Below are 26,932 nucleotides of genomic sequence, written 5' to 3'. Positions count from 1 at the left end.
GCGCTCAGACGTGCGGGATCTGCACCGGGAACGCTTCCCCAGCGACGATCAAGAGACCTCGCCCGGCGCGGGGAAGCCCAGGGTCCAGGGGCGTCCGGCGCAGCCCGAACGCGGCACCGTCCGAGCTGCTCCCCGGCGAGATCACCACACCGGCGCTCATCTGCACGGATCGCATCACGCCCACCCGGGTCCCCAGGAAGTCCGGCGTCCCCGCGAGTACGAGAACCGTCGGCCCGTCGCGACCGATGACGTCACCGAGTGGGGCGTCCTCCGCGAGGCGGGCGGCGTCGTCAACGAGGACGAACAGTGCCTCGTCAGCCGCGGCCTGTTCGACGAGCGTCGCCAAACCGGCCGGCTGATGGATCTCGAACGAGTGGGTGTCCGGCCGAGCGAGCGGTGACCGGTTGGAAGCGGGCGCGGCGATCACCCGCCAGCCTTCCTGTGCCGCCAACTGGCCGAGCGCGAGCAGTGTCGACGACCGGCCACTCTTCGCGGGCCCGGCGACACCGAGGACCGGCCCGTCCTCTTCGGCGTCGATCCACAGCCACTGACCCGTCTCCGTGTCGACGCCGACCGGTACTGGTCGCAGATAGCCGTCCGGTCGCGGGTCGAGGGGTGGTGCCACAACCATCGGCATCGGCCAGGGCACCTCCACGAACCGGTGGGGAGGCCGACGGAGGGCGCCCTCGAATCGGGTCTGCAAGGCGCCCACCGCCGCATCGAGCACCTCTCGTTCGGAACGGTCCTCGTCGCCGAAGTCCGCGAACTGCACCACGAGCCCACGGGCGACATCGACCGCGCGCCGCGGCACCGACAGTTCTGCCGCGAGGGCACGGGGCACGCCGAGGGCCTGCGTCTCGGAGCGATCCGAGACGTTGAACACGAAGCGACGGGTGATGCCGGTACCGAGACGGTTGTGGCCGACGGACGGCGCGCCGGCGACGACGATCTGGATGCCGGTGCCGACGGACTCACTGAGCAGCGCCAACAGCGGACCGAGCAACGGACTCGTCTGGGCCTCGCCCGACATGAGGAGTCGCTCGGCCCCGTTGACGATCAGCACGATCCGAGGCGGCATCTCCGTGCCGGTGACGTCGCAGTGATCCCACAGGGTCGACGCGCCCGACGACGAGTAGATGGACCGCCTCGCCGCTGCCGTCTGTCCCAACCACTGGAGGAGCCGAAGCCCCATCGCGTCGTTGCGCGACACGACCGCACCGGTGTGAGGAAGCGAAGCGAGCCGTCCGACACCGCGGCCGAGGAGATCGATTGCGTAGATGTGCAGGTCGTCGGGCGAGCGCAACAGCGCCAGGGACATCGCGTAGTTGGTGAGCACGTCCGGTAGCGCGGCTTCTCCGCCCCCGAGGAACAGGAGCTGTTCGACACGCTCGTCGAGCGTCGCCACGGTCTGCCGCTGCCACTCCGGCTCGTCCGCCAGCCCGATCGGGATCTCGCCCGGGGGCGCGTCGCGCGCGAGATCGGCGAAGCCGACCGTCGCCGCCAGCGAGCTGGGCCACGGCACGGCCGATTCCGTCCATCCGGTGGCCTCCGCGGCGCTGGTGATCGCCTCGATCAGCATCCACATGTCGCTCTCGTGGGCCGGTGGGTCCTCGATCCGGCTACTCGGCCCGACGCCCGCCAGCGCGCCGAACGGCACCAACCCCACCGTGACGGCGGGGGCGGCGGCCGCGAGATCGCGTCGTCGCCCGGCGACACGCGCCGTCTGGAACTCCACGAGATCGCGGCCCCGGATCCGCGAGAACGCGCGACCGATCTTCGAGTCGGGAATCGTCGCGGCGGCGGCCGAGTCCAGGACCACCTTGCTGTGGGCCGGCTTCTGGACCCGGAGGCAGATCCGCAGTCCGGCGTTCGCGTCGATCTGGGCCGGTAGGGCGTTCTCGAAGTTCTGCGTGACGAGGAGCAGGTGGACGCCAAGGGCACGACCGATGCGGGTGAGGCCCTCGAGTTCCTTCAGCTGCTCCTTGCCGCCCTCGCTCGCGAGGAGCTGACCGAACTCGTCCACGATCACCAGCAGGCGCGGGATCGGCGGGAGCGTCGGATCGGCTTCCCGTGCTGATCGGTACGCGTCGAGGTTCGCTGCGCCCACCGAAGAGAAGAGCGCCTGGCGCCGCTCCTGTTCGGCGTCGAGCAGCTGGATCGTGCGGACGAACAGGTCCGGATCCAGGTTCGTCGCCACATCGATCACATGGGGCAACAGCTTCGAGTGTTCATGGTCGACGCCGCCCTTGAAGTCGACGATCACGATCGACAGGTCGTCCGGATGGTTGTTGAGACACAACGACACGAGCAGCGTCTTGAGGAACTCGGTCTTGCCGCTTCCGCTCGTGCCCCCCACGAGACCGTGAGGACCGTCCTTGTCGATGTCGACCGTCATCGGCGTATCCGACGCGACGCCGATGACCGAGCTCGTCCGGGGCGACAGTTCACGCCACCGGTTGGCCACATCGGTGCCGTCGATCCCGTCGAGGTCCAGCAGCTCCGTGAGGTGGACCACTCCGGTTTCACCCGACGGGTCGTCCATGGCGCTCGGCAGCAGACCGGCCAGACGTCGGGCCGCCGCGTCCGCCGCGAGCGGTGACATCTCGGCGAGCACCACGTCCTCGATCAGGGCGTGATCGCGGCTCTGGTACCCGCCGGCTTCCGCGGTGGCACCGACGGTGACCCGAGCCTGCGTGCCCTCCGGCACCATCGCCGTGTCGATCGTGATACCGATCACGCCCTGCCCCGGCCCGCGACCGAGCACCTCCGCCAACTCGGCCGGCCCGAACAATCCGACCCCGTCGAACACGACGACGTGCAAGGGCAAGGGAGTCGACTCGCGACGGTCGTCCTCCGCCCTCGTGTCGATGACCTGCTTGATCCACTTCATCTGCGCGGCGCGGTCACCCTCGGTCACCGCGATGCGAGCACCATGTGTGCCTTCGAAGGTGTGCGGCAGCCAACGGGCGAACCCCCAGGGCCCCGCGGCATCGCCACTCGTGAGAATCGTGATCGCAACATCGCTCGGCGCATGGGTCGCCGCCAGCGACATGAGCATGCTGCGCACCACCGCCCGCGCCCGCTCGATGGGGCCGACCACGGCGGTGCTGCCGATCTGACGGAGCGGCACCGAGAGCGGCACGCCCCAGTCGTCGGCGGTCAGGCCCGGACCTCCGTCGATCCGAGAGGGCTGCGCGGCGAGACCCACACAGACGCTCCCGAAGTCATCGTCGGTGGGTGTCCTCTCCCAGAGCCGGGCGTGGCGCATCTCGGCGAAGAGCGTCGCGATGCCGCCGCACCAGGCTGCGTCGCGCGCCCGGCGGCGATCCTCGGATCGAGTCGCCGCCACCGTTTGCCCGTGGGCGGAGGCCTCCCGGTGATAGTCCTCGAGATCCGCCTCGACCTTCGCGGCGCGGGCCTTGCGTTCGCGGTGCTGATCGACGGCGTAGACGATCGGACTCACCGCCATGATCGCCAGGAAGTACCAGCGCCGCGTGATCAGGGCGAAGCCGACGCCCGTCACGAGCGGCAACAGGGCACGCAGCCACGGGTTCCGGCGGCGCACATCTCCTTCGGTGGGTTCTCGCGGCGGATCGATCCTCGACGGCAGCGGCTTCTGGGACGGACGGAACTGGCGTGCGAACGCATAGGTCGGACCGTGTGGTGCCGACAGGACCGCGACATCGGCGGCATCCACCGCGACCACGGTCATCACCGTGGAGCCGACCGTGATGTACGCGCCGAGCGCCACACGCTCCGGCTCCTCGAGCCGGACACCTTCCACGTAGGTGCCGTTGCGGCTGCCCAGATCCGTGACCTCGACGGCCTCTCCATCGAAGGCCAACGACGCATGGCGACCCGAGAGCAGCGGATCCGGGAACGAGATGTCGTTACCGGCATTCCGCCCGACGGTCACGGGGAGCCCGGACTCCAGTCGCCAACGTCCACCGCAGTCGGGGCCACTCACCGCGACGAGATAGGCGCCGGGTGCGGGCGGGGTGTCCGGCACGACGTCGCCGAGCGTGATCGTGGATCCGTGGACCATGCCGAGCTCGCCGACCGTGTCGACCCCGACCAAGGTCAACCCGTCGACGCGAACCGGCTTCTCGTGGAAGCCCGCGGCCTCGATCTGCGCGTCGAGCGTGGCCGTGGAGGACTCCAACTCCGCGTCGACGACGACCTCCTGTCGGCCATGGGTCGGATCTCGGACGAGCAGACGCCAGCTGGTCATGGCGAATCCACGATTTCGGCGATCAGCGTGTCGTGGATGGTCTCGATACGGTCGCCGACCCGTAGCGAGACGTCGTCCGTGCCGACGGCGGTCGCCTCCCCGTCACGCACCACGACGGTGCCGTTCGCGCTGCCCAGATCACGAAGCTGAAGCCCGCCCGTGGGCCCCGCGCCGATCTCGCAATGGCGGCGCGAGATCACCGGCTCGAGCGCGACCGCGGCGACGACGCCGTCGTCCTCGATACGACCGATCACGATCGATTCGGACCGGGCCAACCGGACGACCTCGCCGCCCGCGATCTCGATCGCAGGACCGGGCGATGGGTCCGGCACGGGTGAGGACTCGTCCCGGTCGGCGAGACGGGCCCGCAATTCGTCGATGATCGATCCACTCACCCCGAGCCGGCCTCGACGGGTTCGAACACCGTGGGCTCGCCCTCTTCGAACACGCGAAACGTGCTCTGCATCGCTTCGAAGAGACGCGAGAAGAGCGGGGATTCCTCGACAACCGGCGTGCTGTACTGGCAGACGATCAGCCGGCCGTCCGACGCGTGGGGTACGAGATACGTCTCGATGAACACCGCGTCGTCGTCACCGACGGCCGCACCGGCCCCTTCCACCAAGCGCCGGAGCCGGACCGAGTCGCCGACCGACAGCGGGTGCACGCACGGCGGCTCCAGATCGGTGATCCTCGTGCCGTCCTCACGGTCACGCTGGGCGGAGAAGAGCCGGATGAGCACATCCGGCGTGATGTCGATCGGCGAGCCGAGGTCACCAGCCGTCGTGGTGGAGATCGTGCACGACGCGGTCATGAGCCGGCCATCGACCTCGTCGGTCCCCGGCTCCACGATCAGATGGGTCACCCCCGCCGCGAAGCTGACCCGCTGGCTGCGGAGCTCGTGGACGAGCGTCCGCATCAACAGCTCGACGCGCCGCTCCATCGCCTTCGTCCAGCCGTCCTCCTCGCGCAGCGGCGCCACGACCTCTTCGAGGTGGGTACGGAGCCCGGCTTCGTCGAGGGGAACGGCGGTCCACCCTTCGGGGAGCATGAGTCCGTAGCTGTCGATCGTCATCAGAACTCCAGGAGTGCCGGAATCACGATGGGCCGGCTGGTTCGTGTGAGTATGGACCGAAGTGGGCGGTTGAACGTGTCGATCGCTCCTTCGATGTGCCCCGAATAGCTGACATACCGATGATTCGGCTCGGTGAGCTCGCCGTGAAGCCGCTGCCCGTTGGACAACAGGTCGAACCCCTTTTCGAGAAACGTCGACTGGTCGAGCGTGTCGAGGGCGAAGCGGCCGGCATCGTCCCCGAGCGGTGTGACTCGGACGAAGTATCCGGCATCCTCGAGATAGTCGACGGATCCGGAGAGGTTCCCTGGGGAGACGAGGTTGCGCTCGTAGCCGAGGAACGATCGGACCAGGTCCGGCTTCTCCATCGCCTTCGGTCCGAACCTCCCGACAATCGTCTTGGAGAAGTCGCTGAGCCCGAGCTTCACGCCCTTGAGCTTGTTGTAGTGAGCCCCGGCGAACACAACGCTCACCGCGGACATGAGGACGTCGAAGCCACTGACCGTGCGGCCCGGGTTCTGCGGATCCTCGACACCGCTGGTGAACAGCGTCACGTCGATCAGGAGTTTGGAGGCCGCCAGCACGAGAATGAGACCGGCGAGTGCACCGCCACTCACGAAGATCGAGACGATGGCGAGCACCAGCAGCAGGTCGTCGAGGAAGTCTCGCAGCCGCCAGAGCACGTTCGCCCAGTCGATGTCGCCCAGGGACTCCCAGAGGTCGCTCCACCATCCCGGATCGGCCAGGGAGTGGAAGTCGACCTCGTCGAGAAGGCGGACGGTGAGACGCTCACGCTCGATCTCCTCGTTGCGGAGCCGCTCCCAGCAGGAGATCTCGGCCTCGACGTCCGCCTCGTCCGCGTTCCACTGACTCTGGACGTAGTGACGGTCCCCGCGTCGGCGGTCCCGCTCCTCACGCCAGGCGTCCTCCTGGGGGTCCGGCTCGGACAAGGCATCGGTGACGAACGAATGCCACTCGTCGCCGATCTGACGGTCGAGCCAGGAGATACGCGCATCGATGTCGTCGAGCGTGCGCTGATGGCCCTGTCGACGATTCCAGGCCGCCTTCGCCCGGGCGAGGGCACGGTCCGCCTCCTCGTTCAACTCGTGCAGACGGTGAGCGTGTTCCCGGAAGATCCTCTCGACCTGCGAGGCGACCTTGGGAAGATCGTCGAGCGACGCCTCGACCCCCGAGATGGCGGTGGCCAGGCTGTCCGCCGAGCGACCGACCACGAGGTGGACTCCCTGACCTCGCTGGAGCACACGGAAGTCCTCGGCGACGGCCTCGGACGACTCCCGGGCGACCCGGAAGACCTTTTCGACGACCTCGAACTGATACGGGTTGCCGACGATCGGATCCGTGTCTCGACGCCCGTCGGTGTAGAGCGACCAGCTCACGATTCACTCCCCGGCAGGAACTCGAGGAAGCTGTCGGGATAGCCGGACTCCCCCGGCAGCACGGTTCGGGTCTGGAAGAAGACCGACTTCCCGGGCGTCGGGCTGTACATGCTCTCCTCGAGGACGATGGCCCCGGTGGTCGGATCGACCGATCGCACCATCGCGACATGGCCGCCGTAGCTCGAGTGGTTGTCGCCGAACCAGGCCACGGACCCGGCGGTCGGGGTGTCGGAGGTCGGCACTCCCGCCGCCTCCGCGTTGTCCTTCCACGCACCCGCCCAGCCGAGCCGGCCGTTCTCGGTGTCGCCGTAGATGTTGTTCGAGAACTCCCAGTCCAGCCCGCGCTCCTCGGCGACGTCGTTGAGACGCCACGCCACATAGCTGGTGCAGTTCCCCTCCGGCTCCCAGGCCGTCGCCCAGTAGTTGTCGGCGCGGTACTCCCGCTTGAACTCGTCTCGCAACTGACCGGGCGAGTGACGCAGCATCACGTCGTCGTAGCCGGCCGGGGATCGCTCGACGGGGCCGTCGGTCCGGGGCGGATTCGTGCCGCCGATGCCGGTGTCCCACCAGCCGGGACGCTCCCGTGGCTGTTCGCCGCCCCCGCCACCTCCTTGCCCGCCTTCCTCACCGAGGTTCTGGAGCGCCTTCCACAGTTCGGTGTCGGCGTTCTCGAAGCTGGTGCGGATCGACGAAATCGCCGAGGCGACCTGTTCGAGGCTTTCCCCCAGTTCACCGCGGCGTGTGTCCCATCGGCCGGAGAAATCCTCCAGCTTCTCCTGGACGGCCCTCGACGTCGGCACGTAGCACTCCCCCAGGTAGGACGCAGTGTCGAGTTGCTGCGTGCACCGATGGATCTCGCGCTCGAGTTCGGCGAGCTCCTCGAGATTCACATAGATGGTCGGGGCGTGGCTCATCGGTTCGGCTCAGCGATCCGCGCTCGTGCTCAACCGCGGAGCTGGTCGGCGATCGACTGATCGGTCTGCTCGATCGTGTCGGCCGCGCTGTTGAGGAACTGCCCGAGGGCGTCGAGCGCTTCGAGCAGCTGCTTGGCGCTCGTGTCCCATTCCGTGAAGCGGTCCTCCCACGCGATGGCGGACTGGCCTCGGAACGAATCAGACAGGGCGCCGAGTCGTGTCCGCAGTGCATCGATGTCGCTCTGTGCGTTGCCCGCCGAGTTCTTGACGTCGGTTGCCGCGTTCCGGGCCTCGTCGGCCTTGAGAAGGATCTCGCTCATGATGTGTGGTTCTCCTGTGCTTGGGATTTCTCCGAGCCCGTTCGACCCGGCGATCTTGAAGGTAAAGGAGCGGTGGCGATCCGTACATGGGGACCGGTCACCACCCGCATGCGGCGCCTATTCGATGGTCACGCACGGCGCCGCCTCCTGTTCGGACTGCTGACCCAGGTCGTTCACGGCCTTGACGGTCAGGCAGTGGGTGCCGGCGCCGAGACCTTCCACGAGCGCCGGGGAGGACGCCACCGTCACCAGCACGTTGTCCGCGGAGTCCTGGATGACATAGTCGAGGCCCTCGGCCCCGGCCACCCAGCTCACCGTGACCACGCCCGCCGACGCGACCGCATCCACGCCCGTCGGTGGCGGGACGGCATCGAAGAAGGAGTCGTCCACGGGCAGGTTCACGGTCGTTGTCGGAGCGGGATCGGAGCCATCGTCTCCGCGGGCGAGCGCCCACACGACGAGCCCGATCAGGAGGGCCGCAACCACCGCGGCGACCCCGACGACGACGGCGCGTTGAGGCGCGGTGGCGAGTCGGTCCTCCGGCGCCGGCTCGAGATCGGGCGGCTCCTCGACTCGATCCTCGGCGCGGGCGACGGTGACCGTTTGTTGGGGCTGGGTGCCGGTGGACGTCGGGGTCGGCTCGTCGGACGGGGAGTCCGCGAACCGCGGCCCGGCCGGCGGGCGTTCGACCGGCGTGGTGACCGGCGGCGCGAACAGTCCCGAGGTCCCGGCGGACGGCGACGCGCCGGGCCGCACCGTGATGTCGCGCAACCGGGTCGCGAAGCTCTCCGCCGAGATCGGTCGACGGACGGCGTCCTTGTCCATCGCCTCGCGCAGCAGACGGTCGAGCGCCGACGGCGCGTCGCTTCGTTCGAGCCGCGGCGGTGGCTCGGTCATGATGCGCTGGATGGTGCGTTGCAGCCGATGCTCGCCCTCGGACGCGAACGGCGGTTGCCCGGCGGCGAGATGAAAGAGCGATGCACCGAGCGCGTAGATGTCGGCCGCGATCCCGCCGTCGCCCTCCTCGAGCACCTCGGGCGCGCTGTAGTCGACCGAGAAGCCGCCCGCTCCGGTCACCGTCTGCTCGGTGCGCACCGAGGAGATCCCGAAGTCGGCGAGCACGGGGCCGTGTTCGGACACGAAGATGTTGTGCGGCTTGACGTCGCGATGGACGATGTCGCCCCGATGCACGTGGGCGAGGGCCTCGGCGACGGTGATCCCGACGTCGATGACCTCGGCGATCTCGAGTCCGTTCCCCGGCGTGACCCGCGAGCGGTAGTTGCCGGCGTACAACTCCATCACGATGCACGGTCGACGATCCTCCGTGAACGCCGGCGCGTGGACGGTAACGATGTTCGGATGGCTCGACAAGCGACCCATCAACGCGCACTCACGTTCGAAGGCCCGTCGCTGCGTCTCGTCGTCGATGCTGGCGTTCAGGACCTTGATCGCGACACGGCGGGCCATGCCGTCCTGCACGCCGTCGTACACCGCCGAGAACCCGCCATGGCCGATTCGGCGCAGGTCGCTGAATCCGTCGACGCGCACCCCGTCCGAGCTTCCCTGCTCCTCGCTCATACCGCTCTTCGCCTCGAACCTGCGCCCGCGGCAGGCCATCGTGGCTTCGAAGCATTGCGCACTTCCGCTGGGCACGCACGCCGAGGGGATCGCCACCGGATGGGGAGTCGTCCCCATCGCCTGACCGGGTCCCGTTTCGTAGCGTCGGAGGCGTGATGCGACCTACCTCTCCGCTGGCCCGCCCGCTACCGGCACTGTTACGTTCAGCCGGACCGTGGCGGAAAGGCGAGAACGGCTTGCGTGACAGGTGGGCCCGGGGCAGCTCGGGGGTTCGAACGTGATGCGTCGCCGCCGCGCGGTGGCCGCGTCCATCCTCGCCACCGTGATGATCGCGGCCGTCGCGGCCGCCGTGTTGCTCGCGGACGGGCGGTCCGCGGCCGAGACCGAGACGAACGACGGCGGCGCGTGGCTGATCAACCGCAACGAACAGGCGATTGGGCATGTCGACCGCGCCTCGCGTGAACTTACCGGCGTCATCAGCGGGTTCTCCTCCGGCGACTTCGTGGTCGATCAGGCCGGCCGCACGGTCATCGTCCACGACCGGGGCGCCGCCCAGCTGCGGATCGTCGATCCCTCCTCTGCGACGACACCCGTCACGATCGCGGTCCCGCCCGGCGCGGCCGTGCGCGTGTATGCGCTCGCCGACGGCGTCGTGGTGGCGGACGGCGAGACGGGCAGAGTCTGGCGGCTCGACCGCATCGAACTCGCCACGATCCGCGTCGTCGAAGAAGAGACTCCGGACATCAACACGCAGTCGCCGGTGCAGACGGCCGTCGGCACGGACGGTGCCGTCGCCGTGTTCGACACCGGGACCGGCGACCTCACCTGGCTCACCGCGAACGCGGCGAAGACGATCGCCACCGCCGCACCCCGCTCGCGAGGCCTGCTCACCGTCGTCGGTGATCGCGCGGTGCTCGCGTTCGACGACGGCCGACTCGTCGTCGTCTCCCGCAGCGGATCCGTGGAGCACGGGCTGGACTCCCCCCTCGTGCAGATCCAGCAGCCTTCGCCGTCGGCGCCCACCGTCGTCGGAATCGAGGCCGACGGCGACGTCGTCGAGATCGACCTGGGGAACGGACAGTCGACCGTCCGTGAACGCCTCCAAGGGGGAGCTCCCCTGCCACCGATCGTCCACCGCGGCTGTGTCTGGGTGGTCACCACGATGCCCGAGCCGGCGTTCGAGTTCTGCGGCCAGCCACCGCAGCCGATCGCGGGTGTCGGCGCCGAACTCCAGCTTCGCCTGGTCAACGGATGGATCTGGCTGAACAACGTCCGCACGGGCGATGTGTGGACGGTCGACGAAGACCTCGACCTCCAGCAGTTGTCGGACTGGTCCACCGTCATCCTCTCGGAGATCGACGAAGACGCCGCCGGGACCGCCGGAGGCGAGGACTCGCTGCGACTCGATCCCGACGCCGGAGAGATCGACCCTCGTGTCCTCGAACCCGATGCCGAGGGTGAGAATCAGGTGCCCGTCGCGGTCGACGACGAGGCGGCCACGCGCCTCGACCGACCGGTGGTGGTCGACGTGCTGCGCAACGACGCCGACCCGGACAACGATCCTCTGGTCGTGGTCGAGATCTTCGACGTGGTGGCGCCCGACAGCGCCCAGGGGCTCGTGATCGAACCGACCGCCGACGGGCGGGCCGTGCAGGTCACCTCCCCGGAGGGGTTCCAGGGACAGATCACGTTCTCGTACACCATCACGGACGGGCGAGGCGGCGACGCATCGGCGACGGTCACGCTCCAGGTCCTGGTGGACAGCTCCGAGGCGAACCGCGCGCCCCAAGCCGCGGCGGACAACGCCAAGGTGCGGGCCGGCGAGAGTGTCTCGCTGAACGTCGTCGCGAACGATCGTGACCCCGACGGCGACGTGATCCTCCTCGTGGCGGTCGAGAGCACCGCCGGTACCGGCGCGGTGTCGTTCACCTCCGACGGGGAGATCGTCTACCGGCCGGACACCACCTCACCCGATGGTGTTCACGAGCTCGAGTACACCGTCGTCGACGACTACGGGGCCGAGGCGACCGGGACCGTGCGGATCTTTGTTCGCCCCGAGAACAGCAACGAGCCGCCGGTCGCACTGAGCGACGTCGGGTCGACGAAGGTCGGCCGAGCCGTCACCCTCGATGTCCTCGCCAACGACAGCGACCCGGACGGCGACCTCCTCACCGCCCGCGGCCTGCGCGCCATCGAGCCGGCCGACGCCGACGCGGACCTTGCCGCCGACGGCGCGTTCCTCTACACCCCGACGACCCCGGGCACCCACCGCTTCGTCTACGTCGCGAGCGACGGCCCGAGTGCCGTCGAGGCACAGATCCGCATCGAGGTCTCACCGGGCGACGAGAACCGGCCACCCGTCGCCGTTCGCGACGACGTCACCCTCACCGCCGGCGAAACCCGCATGGTCCGCGTCCTGGACAACGACGGCGATCCGGACGGCGACGTCGTGGCGATCGTCGGACGGACCGAGGCGCCCGGACTGTCCATCAGCGAGGTCGACGGCGTCGGGTTCCTGGTGACGGCAGCCGCCGACGCGCCACCGCGCTCGACCTTCTACTACTGGATCTCGGACGGCACGGCGCCCGACGTCCGCGGGGCGGTCGTCGTGTCGCTCACCGCGGTCGATCCGACCGATCGACCCCCGGTCGCCAACCCGGACGTGGTCGACGCCCGCGCCGGCCAGACCACGGTCGCGGCCGTCCTCGTCAACGACTTCGACCCGGACGGCGGTGCGCTGACCATCGTGGGCCCGGTCGGCGATCGCGCCGAGCTTCCCGAGGCATCCATCCGCATCACGCCCGACGGATCACAGCTCCTCGTGAGCATCCCCGAGACCCAACAGTTCGGTTTCAGCTTCGCCTACGACGTCGTCGACGACGCCGGAAACCGGGCTTCGGCCGCGGTCGACGTCCGCGTCGTGCCGGCGACCCAGCCGAACCGACCGCCGATCGCGCGACCCGACATCGTTCGGACCCAGGAGGACACACCGGAGATCGTCGACGTGCTCTTCAACGACTCCGATCCCGACGGTGACCCGATCTCCATCGAGGGCATCGCCCGACAACCGCGCCACGGCTCGGCCGAGGTGCTCGAGGACGGCAGGATCCTCTACACCCCCGCGTCCGGCTATTCGGGGCCGGACGAGTTCGGCTACACGCTGATCGACGGCTACACGCCTCCCGCCGGTGTCGAGGGCGAGCCGCTGCGCGCTGTCGGTGAGGTGCTGGTGGGCGTGATGCCCGAGGTGACCGTCAACCGGGAGCCGAGCGCCATCGACGACATCCGGATCGTGCCCACCGTCGAGATCGGTGGCCCCGCGGTGCCCATTCCCGTGCTGCGCAACGACACCGACCCCGACGGTGACCCGCTCGTGGTCACCGCCGTTACGACGGTCGGTGCCGGCCAGGTCGCGATCGCCGAGGGCGGCGGCAGCGTCGTCTACACACCACCCGCTGAGGGCGAGAGCCGAGAGGTCGCGTTCGGCTACACGATCAGCGACCAGGCCGGCGGTACGGCCTCGGCCCAGGTCGTCCTCGATCTCGAGACGGCCCCCGACCCGCTGCCACCGATCGCTCTCGACGACACCGTGGGCCCGCTGCGGGCCGGGAGCTCCCACACCTTCGACCCCCGCCTCAACGACGACCCGCCCACGGGACTGCAGGTCGTCGATCCGGGTGACGGGTCGTTCACGATCGGCGCGGACGGGCTCGTCACCGTGACGGTCCCGGAGGCCACCGTCCAGATCCCGTATCGAGTGGTGAGTCCGGACGGGCTCGAGTCGAACACCGCCAACATCACGGTGCTCGTGGTGCCCAACCAGGCTCCCATCGTGCCGGTCCGCAGCGTCGACACGCCCTTCGAGACGGCGATCGACATCGACCTGCACCTCGGCGTGAGTGACCCGGACGACGATGTTCTGTTCTACACACCCGGGACGAGCGTGACCGGCGGATCGGTCCAGACGATCGGTCCCGTCGAGCCGGACCGGCTCACCGTGCGCTTCACCCCCGACCCGCTGTTCGAGGGTGCCGCCACGTTCGACTTCCTGGTCGATGACCAGCAGGGACACACCATCGCCGCGGCGATGACGGTGAGGGTCGGACCGCCGGGCAACCGCCCGCCCGTGGCCACGGATGCGTCGCTCACGGCGACCGCCGGTATCCCCGAGCCGTTCGATCTCGACGGCCTGGTCTCGGACCTCGACATCGAACGCGACCCCACCCAGGACTCCCTGACCTACACCGTGTCGGCAGCGACCAACGGCCTCGTGACGCTCGGCGTCGACCCGGCGACGGGCGTCGTCACGATCTCGAGCACACCGGATCTCGGTGGCGAGACCGACTCGTTCACCTACACCGCGACCGACGAAGCCGGCGAGGCCGCGCAGGGGACGATCAACGTCACGCTCACACCGTCCGCCCACGCGGCCCCCATCGCCAACGCGGACAGCGCACGCACGCTGCAAACCCAGCCTCTTTCGGTCACACCGCTCGAGAACGACACCGACAACTCGCCGCAGGGCCTCGAGGGGGACGGCCTCCTCATCACCGAAGTCGGCACGACGCCCGACGGCACCGTGGAGATCCTCGACGGATCGACGATCACCTTCACGCCGGACCCGACCTTCTTCGGGACCGCGACCTTCACCTACACGGTGCAGGACGGCCGTCGTCTCGACACGCAGGTGGGGATCGGCACGGTGAACGTGGAAGTCGTCGGGTTCCCGGCCCAACCGCAACCGCCAGCGGTCGACTCGTTCGGTGACCGGTACTGCGTGCTCACGTGGAACACCCCGGCGGGCAACGGTGCCGCCATCGACGGCTACATCCTGGACTACACGGACTCGTTCGGCGGCACCGGCCATCTCGAGTTCCTGTCCGACCCGGCGACGAACTACCGGTGGGACGGGCTCGACAACGCCACGACCTACCGGTTCACCGTCACGGCCGTGAACGAGGCCGGAACGGGCGTCGCCAGCGTCGAGTCGAGTCCGTGTACCCCGGACGTCCGGCCGGAACCGCCGTCCACCCCGCTGCTCACGTTCGGTGACCGCGAACTCGACATCACCTGGCCCGACGCGGTGTCGGCGGGTTCGCCCGTCATCAACTACCAGATCGAGATCGGCGGCGGTCAGACCCTCGAGACCCGCGAGACCCAGAGCAACGCGACGAGCCTGCTCTGGACCGGCCTGACCAACGGAACCGACTACCAGTTCCGGGTGCGCGCCCAGAACAGCGCCGCGGCGGACAACAACGGATGGTCCGATTGGTCTCCGTGGTCCGCCGGCGAGCACCCGTTGACCGTCCCGACCGCACCGGCGAAGCCGCAGGTGGCATACGGCGACCGCCAGGTCATCATCAGCTGGAACGAGCCCTACGACGGCGGCGACACGATCAGCACCTACGACGTGCAGCGCGAAGGAACCTCCAACTGGATCCAGGTGACGGCGGTGCCGGGTGCGAACCAGTACACCTGGACCGACCTGGCAAACGGCGACCCGGTGCGATTCCGGGTCCGCGCGGTGAACCGCGATCCGCTGTCCGGCACGGACACGAGCACCAGTGTCAGCCTCTGGTCCGATGCGATCGCGCCGGGCGACGTGCCGGACGCGCCGCCGACCCCCACGGTGGTGCGAGGCGACACCTCCGTCACGGTCAGCTGGACACCACCGAACGACCAGGGCTACCCGATCCTCGACTACACGATCGAGAACAACCTCGGCGCCACGCAGACCGCGTCGGCCGGGGCCACGGACCATGTGTTCACCGGGCTCACCAACGGCACGCCGTACACGTTCACGGTGACCGCCAACAACAAGGTCACCCTCGATGGGAACGCCGGCAAGCCGAGCCCGTCGTCCGCCTCCGTGACCCCCGCCGGACCGCCGCTCGCCCCGACGATCACGTCGGCGAATCCCGACGACCAGGGTTCGGTCGCCCTCACCTGGACGGCCGCCGGCCCGAACGGCGGCACCCTGACCGCCTACGAGATCTCCAACAACGGCGGAAGCAGCTGGATCACACGCAACGGGACGGCGACGTCCTACACCTGGACCGGCCTGGCGAGGGGAACGACCTACAACTTCCGGGTCCGGGGCGTGAACGTCGAAGCGGGATCGGGTGCCGCCAGCGCCAACGTCAGCGTGACGACCCCGGACGTGCCCAGCGCGCCGGGCGGGCTCAGCGCGAGTCCGGGCAACGGGTCGATCGCCATCTCGTGGAACGCCGCCGCCGCCAATGGCAGTGCCGTCACCGGCTACGAGGTGCTGCGCACGACGGGCGGGTCGTGCTCCGGGGGCGACACCGACAAGCCGGTCTCGCCCCGCACCCACACCTTCAATGGTCTCAACAACGGCACGTCGTACCGGGTGTGTGTACGCGCCGTCAACAGCGTCGGAAGGAGCTCGTGGAGTTCCCGGGTCGCCACGCCGGTCGCGCCGAAGGTGGTCACCCTCACCCGGGGCGCGAGCTGCACGGGCGTGGTGTTCCCCGACGGCAGCGTGTGCGGCGGATCGGGCTCCTACGTCAACGTCCAGATCTCCGGCTTCACGCCGAACCGCACCTACACCTACCTCTGCCAGAGCGACGACAGCGGCGGCACGAACTACACGACCTACGTCAGCACCGTCACCATCTCCACCAACGGGTCGGGCAGTGGAAGCCGCATCAACTCCACGAGCGGCTGTTGGTACGGGTTCCCGAACGGCAGCATGCGCGTCGTCGTGGACGGCGTGAGCGACACCGTGCGCCCGTGGGGGTCGTAGCGCGATGACCGAACAAGATCTCATCCGAGGAGCGAAACGATGATCGAACAACAACACGCGGACCGGTTCAGCAGCCTGTTCAACCGGGCGCTGGCCAACGTCATGCGGGTGATCAAGGGCAAGCAGGACCAGGTGGGCATGACGCTCGTCTGTCTCCTCGCGCAGGGACACGTCCTGCTCGAGGATCGTCCCGGAACCGGGAAGACCTCGCTCGCCAAGTCCATCGCCCAGACCTTCGGCGGGGACTGGAACCGCATCCAGTTCACGCCCGATCTCCTCCCGTCGGATGTGACGGGCGGACTGCTCTACAACCAGGCGACCGGCGAGTTCCGGTTCCGCGAGGGGCCGGTGTTCGCGAACGTCGTACTCGCCGACGAGATCAACCGGGCCTCACCCAAGGCACAGTCCGCCCTGCTCGAGGTGATGGAGGAGCGCCAGGTCACCGTCGACACCGAAACCCGAAACCTCGAGCCGCCCTTCGTCGTGATCGCGACGCAGAACCCCGGCGAGCGAGAGGGCACCTACCGCTTGCCGGAGGCCCAACTGGACCGATTCCTGATGCGGCTCACCCTCGGGTACCCCGACGAGGAAGCCGAGGTCGACGTCCTGCGCACGATGGCGTCGGGAGTGCGGCCCGAAGGGCTGGAGGCGGTGCTGACGATCGACGACGTCCAATGGATGACGCAGGTCGCCGACGCGGTTCATCTCGAGGACCCGCTCCGGCGCTACATCGTGCAACTCGCCGCCGCCACACGGCGGATGCCCGAACTCGAGATCGGCGTGTCGACCCGGGGCGCCGTCTCGCTGATGAAGGCGAGTCGCGCACTCGCCGTCGCCCAGGGGCGGGTCTACATCACCCCGGACGACGTCAAGTCCGTCGCGACGGCGGTCATGAGCCATCGCATGGTGCTCACGCCCGAGGCCGAGCTGCACGGCACCCGCACGGACGACCTCGTGGAACGGGCGCTCGACTCGGTGGCCGCCCCGGTGCCCGTACGAGCCGAGGGCTGAACGACATGCGGGCGCGGTTTCCCCTGACGGCGGCAGGCGCCGTCGTCGCCGCGCTCGGTATCGCCGGCTACATCGGTGGGTGGCGGTTGGGCTGGATCGAGCTCATGGTTCTCGCCGGTGGCTCCCTCGTCGCCCTGATCATGGGTGCGCCCTTCATCCTCGGTCGCATGCGTCTCGACGTCGTCCGCACGCTCGCGCCGGAACGGGTCATGGTCGGCCACCGGTCACAAGCCATCCTGCAGATCCGCAATCCGACGGACGGTCGCCTCTCGAGTCGCACGGTCGAGGACCAGCTCGGCGAACAGCAGGTGGTCATCGAGGTTCCGGCGCTCGGGGCGGGCGCAAGCCACCAGGCCGTGTACAAGCTCCCGACGGACCAGCGCGGCGTCGTCCCCGTCGGACCCGCGGTCATCGCCCGGCAGGACCCTCTGCATCTGTTCCGACGCGAGGTCCCCCAGGAGAAGGCCGACCTGCTGTGGGTCCACCCCCGCTACACGAGCCTCCGACCGCTCCCGGTCGGGTTCGCCAAGGACCTCGAAGGTCCCACGTCGGAGAGTTCTCCCGCCGGCGACGTCGCGTTCCATGCACTACGCGAATACGAGGCGGGCGACGACTTCCGCCACATCCACTGGCTCTCGACCGCGCGCGCCGACAAGCCGATGGTCCGGCACTATGTCGACAACCGACGGCCCCAGGTCACCGTCGTCCTCGACAACCGGCCGAGCGCGATGGAGCCCGAACAGTTCGAGGTCGCCGTCGAGGTGGCCGCGTCCCTGGGCGTCTCCGCGATGCTCGCCCAGCAGCCGTTCGGACTGTGGAACGCCGACGGTCCGGTGGTCGGTCGCACGCGCCCCTCGTCACGGGACGGGCTGCTGGACCGGTTGGCCGAGATCACCCAGGACGGTGCGCACGACCTGGATCGAGCCGCCTCCCAAGCCGTGACGACCGAGAACGGCACGTCCGTGGTGGTCGTGATCAGCGGCGCCATCGATCCGGTGGCGATGACGCTGCTCGCCAAGGATCTCCGTCGGCGCGCCCGGACCGTCATCGCTCGCATCTGGCCGCCCGGCCCGACGCATCCGACCGCCGTCCCCGGTGCTCGAACCATCGACGCACAGACACTCGCCGAGTTCGGCGCGGCGTGGAATCGATACGCCCGATGAGCGACCGGCCCGCCCTCCCGCTCGACCTCTGGGTGCCGTCCGTGATCCTCGCCGGCCTCTCGGTCACGGCGACCCTCGGCTTCCACGGCATCTTCGGCGAATGGGGATTTCTGGCGGCCGCCGTCCTGGGTGCCGTCGGTGCCGCCCTCGTGGTGGTCGCCGGCCGGATCCTGAACCTCGTCGCCGGCGAGACCGTCCTCGTCGGCTTCGCCGGATTCGCCCTGCTCGGGCCGCTGGCGGCCGGCGGGATCGGCGCGTTCGCCGACGGTCTGACCGGCGGATGGGCGGAACTACTGTCGACGATCCCGCCGGCCGACCTGACCGGTGAGATGCGGGTGTTGCCGTACACGATCGCCTTCATGGGCACGCTCGTCGGCAGCGAACTGCTCCGCTCGGTCCGCACGGTCGGCCTCCCGGCGATCGGGCCGATCGGAGCACTCGTCGCGAGCATGCTGTTGACGTTCGACACCCGCGGGCTCGCCATTGCGCAGGGCGCGATCGCGGTGGTCGGGGCGATCGTCGTCGCCTGGTTCCAGCAGCGGCTGCGCAGCTCATCTCGTCAAACGATCATCGTCGGAGCGTCATCTCGCACCAAGGGCCTGCTCGCGGCAGCGCTGGCGATCGCGATCGTTGCGGTGTCGGCGCCGATGCTCGGACCTCGGCTGCCCCTCTCGGAGACGGAGGAACGGTTCGATCTCCGGCAGTATCAGGACCCTCGATTCGACCCGTTGGCGTTTCCCTCACCACTCGCCCAGCTCAAGGCCTCACTCACGGAGGCGTCGCGCGATCTGGTCGTGTTCACGGCCTCGACCGACGGTCCGCCGATCGCGCGGTGGCCGATCGCCGTTCTGCCGTCCTACGACGGCGTGAACTGGATCGCCGCAGACGAGCGCCCTGGCGTCGAAGGCGAGTTCACGTCGGTCGGGTCGAAGTTCCCCGCACCCACCGACAGCTCACTCGAGTCTCGGCCCGTCCAGCAGGTCGAGATCTCCATCCGTGACTACTCGCTCGTGGGCGGCGGAAGCGTCGCCGACATCTGGCTTCCCGTCCACGGCTGGCCGGTCGAGATCACCACGAACCAACCGGCCACGCTCATGTTCAGCCAACGCACGGGGGCGACCGCAGTGCCCGGCGGCGTGCCGGAAGGGCTCGTCTACGAACTCACCGCGGTGCTCCCGCGCGACGCCGGCGAGATCGACACCAGGGAGCCGGTCGGCCGAAGCTCGGGGACGACCGGCGACCAACTCACCGGGGACATGTCGGCCTTCGCCGCCGACGTCTTCGAAGGGGCGGACGCCGGCCAAGGCCAGGTGGCGGCGCTCCAGGAACGACTGCGCGAGGGCGGCTACACGGCTGCGGCCAACACGCGAGCCTCGCGTCCCGGCCACAGCATGAGCCGCCTCCAATCCTTCCTCCAGGACTCCGAGCAACTCCTCGGGTTCGAGGAGCAGTACGCGGCCGCCGCCGCTCTGTTGCTGCGCAGCCAGGACGTGCCGGCGCGGGTGGTCGTGGGCTACCTGATCCCGGATGAAGAACTCGAGGAGCGATGGGAAGGCGGCGACGCGGCGATCCGTGCGGGGGACATCAGCGCGTGGGTCGAGGTCCTGTTCGCCGAGGCCGGCTGGGTGCCGATCGATGTAACACCGCCGCGGATCGAGGAGCCGGAGGATCAAGCCGCCGGTCTCCAGGAACGGGCCGTGGCCGCCCCGAACCCGCCGCCCGAGCCGGAACAACCGGACCCGCCGCCGCGTTTCGACCAGGACGACCTGATCGACGACACGACCGAGCTCGATCCACTGCCCGAACCGAACGACGGCGGCGCCACGATTCCCTGGGGCTCGATCGCCACCGGCGTGGCGTACGCATCCCCGTTGCTGATCGTGGCGCTCGGGGTCGGCACCGTGCTGTTGCTGAAGGCCCGCCGCACCCGACGCCGGCGATCGAGCGGGCGGCCCGCCCGGCGCGTCGCCGGCGCGTGGCAGGAGGTGCTCGATCGAAGTCACGAAGTCGGCTTCAGACTTCCGGAGTACGCCACGCCGCGCGAGAGCGCCCGATCGCTGCTGGCCGGCGAGGTCGTGCCGAGCGACGGGGCGGAGACCCTCATGACCCTCGTCGTCGACGTGGAGGACGCTGCGGGTCACCCGACGGAGCCCGGCATCGAGCGGGCCGAGGCGGCGTGGGGTCGCGCCGACGAGGTCGTGGCCGGCCTCCACCGCGCGGCTGGCCGAACCCGCCGCATCCGGACCAGAATTGACCCCCGTCCGCTGCTTCGGCCGGACATCATCGCTGACGGGGGCGCGGATGAGTGACGAAGACGAGAGCACGATCGAGGCCTCGGACGAGATGTTCGAAGAGGTCCGACGGCTCGCGAGAGAGGCCGCCGCGAAAGCTGCGGAAGCTCCGGCCGACCGGCCCGAACCCACCGACGAGTCGGCCGTGACGGATCTCCCACCGCCGACCACACCGCCGCAGGCTCCCCCACCCGCCACGCCACCCGTGCCCGCACCCGTTCCTGCGCCGAGCCCGGCCCCGCCCCCTGCCCCCGCCCCTCCCCCGCTCTCCGCAGCCATGCCCCCGCCGGTCGTGCCCGCGCCCGCCGCGCCGTCGGCCACCGCCCCGGCGCCGGGCGGGAGCGCGGCCGGCGAGCGGTGGCAGCCGCCGGTTCGCATGGTCCAGCCGGAGGCACCGGCGAAGGACTTCGGCTCGTCCACGTCCAACAGGCGGAACCTCGTGGTGGCCGCCGCGGCGATCATCGTCGTGGTGCTGCTCCTCGTCGCGACAGGCGTGATCGGCGGCGGAGGGGGCGAGGACGCGCCCTCCGACGAACAACCCGCTCAGGAAGACGGCTGAGCGTGGCGGCGATCGACGAGGAGGAGGACACACTTCCGACGAACGACACCGCCGCGCTGGAGGAGCTCCGTCGACTCGGCTCGATGGACCACTTCCGCGTGGCCTCCTGGGCAGGGCGTACATCGGTCGGTCACGTACGCGAGCAGAACGAGGACCGGTGGCACGCTGACGGCGAAACCGTCTTCGCGGTCGCCGACGGTATGGGGGGCCACGCCGGCGGCGAGGTCGCCGCGCAGGCCGTCGTCGACGCGCTGTCGACGGGCGACGGCCCGCCGAACGGCGAGGGAATCGACGCGCTGATCGGCCGACTCAACGAGGCCGTCCTCGACGCGGGGCGGCGCGCCGGCGTCACCGGGCTCGGCAGCACGCTCGTCATGCTCAGCCTGAAGGGGCGCACGGCGATGGTGGCCGGCGTCGGCGACTCACGCGTGTACCGGCTCCGCGACGGCCAACTCGAGCAGCTCACGCACGACCACACGGTGCGCAACGAGTTCCTCCAAGCCGGCGTTCCTCTCGACGCAAGCAACGAGCGAGGCGTCCCACTCGACGCGCTGACGAGCTATCTGGGCGTTCCCACCGGTCGGGTGCCCGCCATCAGTTCCGCCTCGCACAGCCTGCTGACCGGCGATCGATTCCTCCTCTGCACCGACGGCATACACGGTCAGCTCACCAGCAACGAGATCGCAGGCGCTCTCGACCTGGAGGCCTGCGACGACAGCGCGGCGGCGCTCATCTCCCGAGCAGACCTCCGCGGCGGCCGTGACAACGCGACGGCCGTCGTCGTCGACGTCGGCACCAGGGAGCTGCATCCGTGATCTCGCTCGCGCTGGCGACCGGCTCCGGCCGGTTGACGAGATGGCCACACGCGCTGCTCTTCGTGCCCGACGGCGAAGACCACGAAACGATCGAGGTCCGCGAGGCCGGAGGTCACTCAGGACTCGCCACGGCACTCGAAGAACACCTCGACGCCGTGGGTGTCGATGCTGTCCCGCCGTTCGTCGCCGTCGACTGGAGCGAGGAGCCACACATTCTCGTCTTCGGTGACCTCGAGGTCACGACGAACCAACCCGGCGTGCCGATGCTGTCGGGAGCGGGTTCAGGTTCGTTGATCGAACGCCGCCTTCGCCGCGTGAAAGGCACGCTGGAGGTGGCCGCGGGCCTACCGCCACAGGATGGAAGCGACCTCGAAGCCGGAACGGTGCCGAGCGGCGGCTTTCGACTCCTCCTCGCGGTCCCGACCGAGTCGTCCTCGTCCTCGTCCTCGTCCTCGTCCTCGTCCTCATCCTCGAGCGCGTCCTCGTCCCCGTCCGCCGGCCCGGCCACCGCGGCGACGAGCCTGCTCGACGAGGTCTTCTCGACACCGGCACCACCCGCCATGCCCGATGCTGGACCCGCGGCCGACGCCGAGCCCGACCCTGATGCGACATGGGTTCCCGCGGCACGCGACGAGATCGTCGACCTTCTCCCGCCCCGCGTCGATGCGCTCGCGTGCGACCACGGTCACGAGAATCCTCCCAGCCGTTCGAACTGCCGCCTGTGCGATGCTCCCCTCTCCGACGACCCGGCGGACGTGCGGGAGATCACGCGCCCTCCCCTCGGCCGCCTCCGCTTCGACGACGGCACGAGCCACCTCCTCCGGGGCGACCTGGTGATCGGCCGGAAGCCGGTCGCGCCCGAGAACACCGTCGCCGAGACCCTGGCCCTCGCCGGCGAGAAGATGTCGCGCCGTCACGCGATGATCAACCTCCGCGGTTGGGACACCCTGATCGTGGACCTCGGCTCCACCAACGGCACGGTCGTCGTGCCGTCGAGCGGCGCCGCACCGATCGTGATCGAACCCGATTCGCCCCAGCTGATCGAACACGGAGCCCACGTGATCCTCGGGTCACGCACGTTCGACTACGAGGCGGCTCTCGATGTCGACTGAGCGTTCGAACGAGTTGGTGATCGAGTATCTCGGCGAGACCCACGTCGTCTCCCCTGATCGCGACTTCACCTTCGGCCGGGCCGCGGACCTGTCGCTCGATGCCGACCGCACGCTGCATCGAGTGCTCGGCCGGTTCATCTTCCGTCAGGGGCTGTGGTGGGTCCGCAACGAAGGTCGGACCATCCCCGTGACCCTCGTCGACCGCGAGAGCCGGTCCCGTCTGAGCATCGATGCCGGCCGTGAGGCGGTCCTGACGTTCGCCAACTCGACGGTCCGCTTCCAGGCCCGCAAGACCCCGTTCGAGTTCGAGGTGCGGCAGACCGTGGTGTCCTCCTCCGAGGCCGATGGGACCGGCGACCCCGCCGGGACGGAGACCACGGTCACCGCCGGCCGCGTCCCGCTCACCGACGATCAGCGCCTCGCACTCGTCATGCTCGCCAAGGACGATCTCGAGGATCCGCACCGTACCGGTCCGATGCGCAGCAACGCGGAGATGGCCCGCAGCCTCGGCTGGAAGCTCTCGCGCTTCAATCGCAAGATCGACAATCTCTGCGCCAAGTTCAGCCGAGCGGGAGTACCCGGCCTGCGCGGCTCCACGGACCAGCTCGCCATCGACCGTCGGTCGCGCCTCGTTGAACACTGTCTCGCCACGCGCATCGTCTCGCGCGACGACCTCGCGCTGCTCGAGGCCATGCGTCCGACCGAAACCTCGCCGGAGACTCCGCACGGGTGATCCACCCGCACCCGCTCACGACGGCGGCTTCGGCACTTCCGGCGTGGGCGGCTGCGTCGGGTCGGGGGTGATGGGACGGTCGGGCCCGGGACCGGGGGGAGTCCCGGGCCCACCGTCGGGGCCGGCGGTGGTGGCGCCGCCTGCCGGGGGGAACATCAGCTGACCGCCCGGCGGTCCGAGACGAGGTTGTAGACGAGCAGCGTCACGACCGAGCCGATGATCGAGCCGATCACGCCGGCCACCTGGATCGGGCCGTCGTCGAGATCGGCCCCGAAGATCAGGTAGCCGAGGAAGCCACCGACGAACGAACCGACGACGCCGAGCAGCCAGGTGCCGCCGACGCCCATGGGATCGGGCCCGGGCACCAGGAGGCGGGCAATGGCCCCGAACACGAGGCCGAACACGAGCAGAATCAACAGAAACCAGAGCATCAGGGGTCTCCTTCGGTTGGCGGGTGGCTCGGTCTTACCCGGAGGGCGCCACCGCCAAACCTGTGAGAAATCGCGCGACTTCGCGCCGTCTCGTGCGTTGTAGGGGTGAACCCCATCGTGGGGTGCACGTTGGATCAGAAGAGACCGACAATGACCGAAATCCGCCACATCCCCGCCCCGAAGGCCACCCTCAAGGACCGCATCGAACGGGACCGCCTCGCTCAACTCAGCGAACCGGGCACCGGAAGCAGCCGTCTGGCGTCGCTGATCGCGGCGGCCAAGGAGAAGGCCGGCCGCTGACCCCCGCTGGCCCGGAATCGGGGGCGACCGTAGTCTGAGCCGCCATGGCGGACGATGCCCCCGAACTGCTGCATCTGCTCAAGGCGGGCCGGATCCTGCAGTACCGGCAGCAGAACGTCGCGCTCGTGTCGGCCGACGAGGGTGTCGAGTTCGACATCACCTACGCCGAACGCTGGCTCGCCCCTGACCTCGATGTGTCGGTCGGCGACGGCGCCGTCATCATCTTGTCGGACTCCCCCTACGCCAAGATCGATCCGGCCCGCTACGCCACCGTCACCGCCGCCGAACGCACCCGCAGCGGGCTCCGGCTGACCGTCAAGGTCGGGCCCTGGCCGGTGGTCGAGGATCCCACCGCGCTGCGGCCCCCGAATCGGCCCCACCCCTCCGGCGCGCCGTTCTTCGCCTGGCGGGCGCCGGCCGACGGCATGCGGCCACCCCGGTCGGATCACGAAGCCCGCGAGGCGTGGCGCGACGTCGTCGCCGGTCTCCGGGGCAACCAGTTCTACGCCGACTCCAACTTCGCCCGCGTCGTCCGGGTCCTCGATCCCCACGGCCACGAGGTCCGCGAACGCCGCCTCGAGCTCGGCGAGGCCGCGACGGCCGTCATCGAGGTCCACTCCCCCGGGGGCAACGACCACGTGCATTCCGTGCTGGTCGACTCCGACCCGCCGGGTTCCGTGGTCGGCGGTATCGAGAAGGAACGGGCCGACGGCGAGGACCATCTCCACGTGCCGGTGCGGCCGCTCGCGGCGGGCACCCACACCGTGGATCTGTCGTTCGTCCCCGAGCCGCTGCTGTCGACCCGGCTGTCGTTCACCATCGACGCGCACCGGCCGAGTGTGCCCGCCGCGCCGATCCCGCCCGGGCCGGCCGCCCGCACGACGGACGGGTCGGCCGCGTCGACCGTCGACGCCGCCCTCGTGCAGGGCCTCGTCCAACGGCTGAGTCGGATCGACGCCATCGACCCGGTGCAGTGGCTGGATCTGCTGGTCGCCCACGTCCTCCCCCTCGCCCCGGACGATCCCCTCGTGCGATCCGTCACCGCCGAGGCGGCCTACGTGGTCGGCGAGTACGAGACCACGATCGACCTTCTCGACGATCCCAGCCGGTTCCGCGCCGGCGACGCCTTCCGTCGACTCAGCGCCGGGCTCCGCTACAGCATCCCGACCGAAGTGGCCGGTCTGCTTCGTGAGATCGATCTCGGCGTGGAGTCCAACGTCGCCCAGCTCGCCAAGGAACTCCCCCGCCTTCCCGACGGCGCGGTCCGCCAGATCGCCGAGGTGATCCTCGACCAGTTCGCCGGGGAGACCGTGCTCGACCGGCTGCTCCCCGACGTCTTCCCCACGCTGCGCGACGATCTCGCCCTGCGCGTCGTGCGTGAGTGCGCCCCGGCCGACCCGGAGGCGTGGCTGCGCCGGGCCCTCGACCGCTGGCCCGACCCCCACCGCATGCCCGACGACGCCCTCGCCGAGATCCTCACGTGGGACATCAACACCCCGGCGCTCGCGCCCTACCTGCGCGAGGCGATCGAGGATCATGTGGACGCCGGGGAAATCGACGAGGTCCTCGAGCTCGGGGAACGGGCCCGGGCACTGCTTCCCCGGGTCGACCAGGTCCGGCTGCGGGCCGCCACCGCCCGCATGTTCGTCGACCATGAGACGGGCCTGGACACCGGCCGCGACCTGCTCCTGGGGGCGGCGATGGAATCGGCCGGGCTCGGCGACCCGGATCTCGCCACGGAGCTGGCGTTCACCCTGCGGGAGCTGTGGCCGGTGGGTGACGACGAGGAGGTCGACACCGCGATCGACCGGTTGCGCGCCGTGCTCGCCGACCTCGACGACTTCCGGCAGTGGCGCGAGAAGAAGGACGAGGACGCGGCGACGAAGCTGCGTCCCGCGTTGACGGGGAAGGTGCTCCACGTCGTGGGCGGCAAGCGCCCGCCGTGGGCCGACGCCCTCGAGACCGACCTCGGCCTCAAGGACCTCCGGTGGCACGAGAGCGAACGGAAGAAGCAACCGGCGCTCGACTGGGCCGGCGGCGCCGACACCGAGCGGGACATCGTCGTGCTGATCTGGACCCACTGCGGCCATGCCACCGCGAGGAAGCTCAGCGCCGCCGGCGTCCGCGACCACTCGGCCGTGCTGAGCCGCAGCGGCCTCCTCGAGGTGCTGGCCGCGGCCTGACCGCCGAACGAACCGCCCGGCGCCCGCGCGCGTCACACCGCCTGCGTACGATCACCTCG

18 protein-coding genes are annotated in these 26,932 nt (G+C 69.7%); 10 read left to right on the top strand and 8 right to left on the bottom strand.

Annotated features, from left to right (window positions below; genetic code table 11):
• Positions 1 to 4 precede the first annotated feature (4 nt).
• The 7 genes from R8F63_00565 to R8F63_00535 all read right to left on the bottom strand — a co-directional run bounded on the left by R8F63_00565 (position 5) and on the right by R8F63_00535 (position 9,509).
• On the bottom strand, positions 5 to 4,231 hold the full coding sequence (locus R8F63_00565) for an FtsK/SpoIIIE domain-containing protein (protein MDW3217074.1): 4,227 nt from the start codon (positions 4,229 to 4,231) through the stop codon (positions 5 to 7).
• On the bottom strand, positions 4,228 to 4,626 hold the full coding sequence (locus R8F63_00560) for an FHA domain-containing protein (protein MDW3217073.1): 399 nt from the start codon (positions 4,624 to 4,626) through the stop codon (positions 4,228 to 4,230). The genes R8F63_00565 and R8F63_00560 overlap by 4 nt, the downstream gene beginning before the upstream one ends.
• Positions 4,623 to 5,303: a hypothetical protein gene (locus R8F63_00555; GenBank protein MDW3217072.1), complete on the bottom strand. Its 681-nt coding sequence runs from the start codon at positions 5,301 to 5,303 to the stop codon at positions 4,623 to 4,625. The genes R8F63_00560 and R8F63_00555 overlap by 4 nt, the downstream gene beginning before the upstream one ends.
• The gene (locus tag R8F63_00550; GenBank protein MDW3217071.1) at positions 5,303 to 6,697 is read right to left on the bottom strand and encodes a hypothetical protein; all 1,395 of its coding nucleotides are present in this window, start codon (positions 6,695 to 6,697) and stop codon (positions 5,303 to 5,305) included. Before R8F63_00550 ends, R8F63_00555 begins: the two co-directional genes overlap by 1 nt.
• Positions 6,694 to 7,611, bottom strand: coding sequence for a CHAP domain-containing protein (locus R8F63_00545; protein ID MDW3217070.1), 918 nt, complete (start codon positions 7,609 to 7,611; stop codon positions 6,694 to 6,696). The genes R8F63_00550 and R8F63_00545 overlap by 4 nt, the downstream gene beginning before the upstream one ends.
• Before the next feature lie 29 nt (positions 7,612 to 7,640).
• Positions 7,641 to 7,931, bottom strand: coding sequence for a WXG100 family type VII secretion target (locus tag R8F63_00540; protein ID MDW3217069.1), 291 nt, complete (start codon positions 7,929 to 7,931; stop codon positions 7,641 to 7,643).
• A gap of 117 nt (positions 7,932 to 8,048) precedes the next feature.
• Positions 8,049 to 9,509, bottom strand: a complete 1,461-nt coding sequence (locus R8F63_00535) for a serine/threonine-protein kinase (protein MDW3217068.1) — start codon at positions 9,507 to 9,509, stop codon at positions 8,049 to 8,051.
• 280 nt (positions 9,510 to 9,789) lie between these two features.
• Between R8F63_00535 and R8F63_00530 the strand changes: the two genes are divergently transcribed.
• Genes R8F63_00530 through R8F63_00495 form a run of 8 tightly spaced genes read left to right on the top strand, consistent with a single transcriptional unit; the run spans position 9,790 to position 23,959 of the window.
• Positions 9,790 to 16,275, top strand: coding sequence for an Ig-like domain-containing protein (locus R8F63_00530; GenBank protein ID MDW3217067.1), 6,486 nt, complete (start codon positions 9,790 to 9,792; stop codon positions 16,273 to 16,275).
• A gap of 39 nt (positions 16,276 to 16,314) precedes the next feature.
• Positions 16,315 to 17,286, top strand: coding sequence for a MoxR family ATPase (locus R8F63_00525; GenBank protein ID MDW3217066.1), 972 nt, complete (start codon positions 16,315 to 16,317; stop codon positions 17,284 to 17,286).
• A 5-nt stretch (positions 17,287 to 17,291) separates the two neighbouring features.
• On the top strand, positions 17,292 to 18,449 hold the full coding sequence (locus tag R8F63_00520; GenBank protein ID MDW3217065.1) for a DUF58 domain-containing protein: 1,158 nt from the start codon (positions 17,292 to 17,294) through the stop codon (positions 18,447 to 18,449).
• Entirely contained in the window at positions 18,446 to 20,758 is a 2,313-nt protein-coding gene (locus R8F63_00515) for a transglutaminase-like domain-containing protein (protein ID MDW3217064.1), read from the top strand. Before R8F63_00520 ends, R8F63_00515 begins: the two co-directional genes overlap by 4 nt.
• Complete coding sequence (locus R8F63_00510; protein ID MDW3217063.1) at positions 20,751 to 21,299, top strand: hypothetical protein; 549 nt, start codon at positions 20,751 to 20,753, stop codon at positions 21,297 to 21,299. Before R8F63_00515 ends, R8F63_00510 begins: the two co-directional genes overlap by 8 nt.
• 2 nt (positions 21,300 to 21,301) lie before the next feature.
• Positions 21,302 to 22,114, top strand: coding sequence for a PP2C family serine/threonine-protein phosphatase (locus R8F63_00505; GenBank protein MDW3217062.1), 813 nt, complete (start codon positions 21,302 to 21,304; stop codon positions 22,112 to 22,114).
• The gene (locus R8F63_00500; protein MDW3217061.1) at positions 22,111 to 23,226 is read left to right on the top strand and encodes an FHA domain-containing protein; all 1,116 of its coding nucleotides are present in this window, start codon (positions 22,111 to 22,113) and stop codon (positions 23,224 to 23,226) included. The genes R8F63_00505 and R8F63_00500 overlap by 4 nt, the downstream gene beginning before the upstream one ends.
• Positions 23,216 to 23,959 carry a hypothetical protein gene (locus R8F63_00495; protein ID MDW3217060.1) on the top strand — a complete coding sequence of 248 codons (744 nt, stop codon included), beginning with the start codon at positions 23,216 to 23,218 and terminating at the stop codon, positions 23,957 to 23,959. The genes R8F63_00500 and R8F63_00495 overlap by 11 nt, the downstream gene beginning before the upstream one ends.
• Positions 23,960 to 24,114: 155 nt before the next feature.
• On the opposite strand, the gene R8F63_00490 is transcribed toward R8F63_00495, so the two are convergent.
• Positions 24,115 to 24,390 carry a GlsB/YeaQ/YmgE family stress response membrane protein gene (locus R8F63_00490; GenBank protein MDW3217059.1) on the bottom strand — a complete coding sequence of 92 codons (276 nt, stop codon included), beginning with the start codon at positions 24,388 to 24,390 and terminating at the stop codon, positions 24,115 to 24,117.
• Positions 24,391 to 24,540: 150 nt separating this feature from the next.
• On the opposite strand from R8F63_00490, the gene R8F63_00485 reads away from it, so the two are divergent.
• Together R8F63_00485 and R8F63_00480 are read left to right on the top strand one after the other, a co-directional pair.
• The gene (locus R8F63_00485) at positions 24,541 to 24,690 is read left to right on the top strand and encodes a hypothetical protein (protein MDW3217058.1); all 150 of its coding nucleotides are present in this window, start codon (positions 24,541 to 24,543) and stop codon (positions 24,688 to 24,690) included.
• Positions 24,691 to 24,734: 44 nt separating this feature from the next.
• On the top strand, positions 24,735 to 26,873 hold the full coding sequence (locus tag R8F63_00480; protein ID MDW3217057.1) for a hypothetical protein: 2,139 nt from the start codon (positions 24,735 to 24,737) through the stop codon (positions 26,871 to 26,873).
• Positions 26,874 to 26,932 lie beyond the last annotated feature (59 nt).

Source organism: Acidimicrobiales bacterium, assembly GCA_033344915.1.
Lineage (GTDB): Bacteria > Actinomycetota > Acidimicrobiia > Acidimicrobiales > Aldehydirespiratoraceae > JAJRXC01.
This window is presented reverse-complemented; position numbering and strand designations above follow the sequence as displayed.

Coding starts and splice junctions, on each gene's coding strand:
- R8F63_00565 (MDW3217074.1), bottom strand. CDS start 4,231: ATGACCAGCTGGCGTCTGCTCGTCCGAGATCCGACCCATGGCCGACAG.
- R8F63_00555 (MDW3217072.1), bottom strand. CDS start 5,303: ATGACGATCGACAGCTACGGACTCATGCTCCCCGAAGGGTGGACCGCC.
- R8F63_00545 (MDW3217070.1), bottom strand. CDS start 7,611: ATGAGCCACGCCCCGACCATCTATGTGAATCTCGAGGAGCTCGCCGAA.
- R8F63_00540 (MDW3217069.1), bottom strand. CDS start 7,931: ATGAGCGAGATCCTTCTCAAGGCCGACGAGGCCCGGAACGCGGCAACC.
- R8F63_00535 (MDW3217068.1), bottom strand. CDS start 9,509: ATGAGCGAGGAGCAGGGAAGCTCGGACGGGGTGCGCGTCGACGGATTC.
- R8F63_00530 (MDW3217067.1), top strand. CDS start 9,790: ATGCGTCGCCGCCGCGCGGTGGCCGCGTCCATCCTCGCCACCGTGATG.
- R8F63_00525 (MDW3217066.1), top strand. CDS start 16,315: ATGATCGAACAACAACACGCGGACCGGTTCAGCAGCCTGTTCAACCGG.
- R8F63_00520 (MDW3217065.1), top strand. CDS start 17,292: ATGCGGGCGCGGTTTCCCCTGACGGCGGCAGGCGCCGTCGTCGCCGCG.
- R8F63_00515 (MDW3217064.1), top strand. CDS start 18,446: ATGAGCGACCGGCCCGCCCTCCCGCTCGACCTCTGGGTGCCGTCCGTG.
- R8F63_00510 (MDW3217063.1), top strand. CDS start 20,751: ATGAGTGACGAAGACGAGAGCACGATCGAGGCCTCGGACGAGATGTTC.
- R8F63_00495 (MDW3217060.1), top strand. CDS start 23,216: ATGTCGACTGAGCGTTCGAACGAGTTGGTGATCGAGTATCTCGGCGAG.
- R8F63_00490 (MDW3217059.1), bottom strand. CDS start 24,390: ATGCTCTGGTTTCTGTTGATTCTGCTCGTGTTCGGCCTCGTGTTCGGG.
- R8F63_00485 (MDW3217058.1), top strand. CDS start 24,541: ATGACCGAAATCCGCCACATCCCCGCCCCGAAGGCCACCCTCAAGGAC.
- R8F63_00480 (MDW3217057.1), top strand. CDS start 24,735: ATGGCGGACGATGCCCCCGAACTGCTGCATCTGCTCAAGGCGGGCCGG.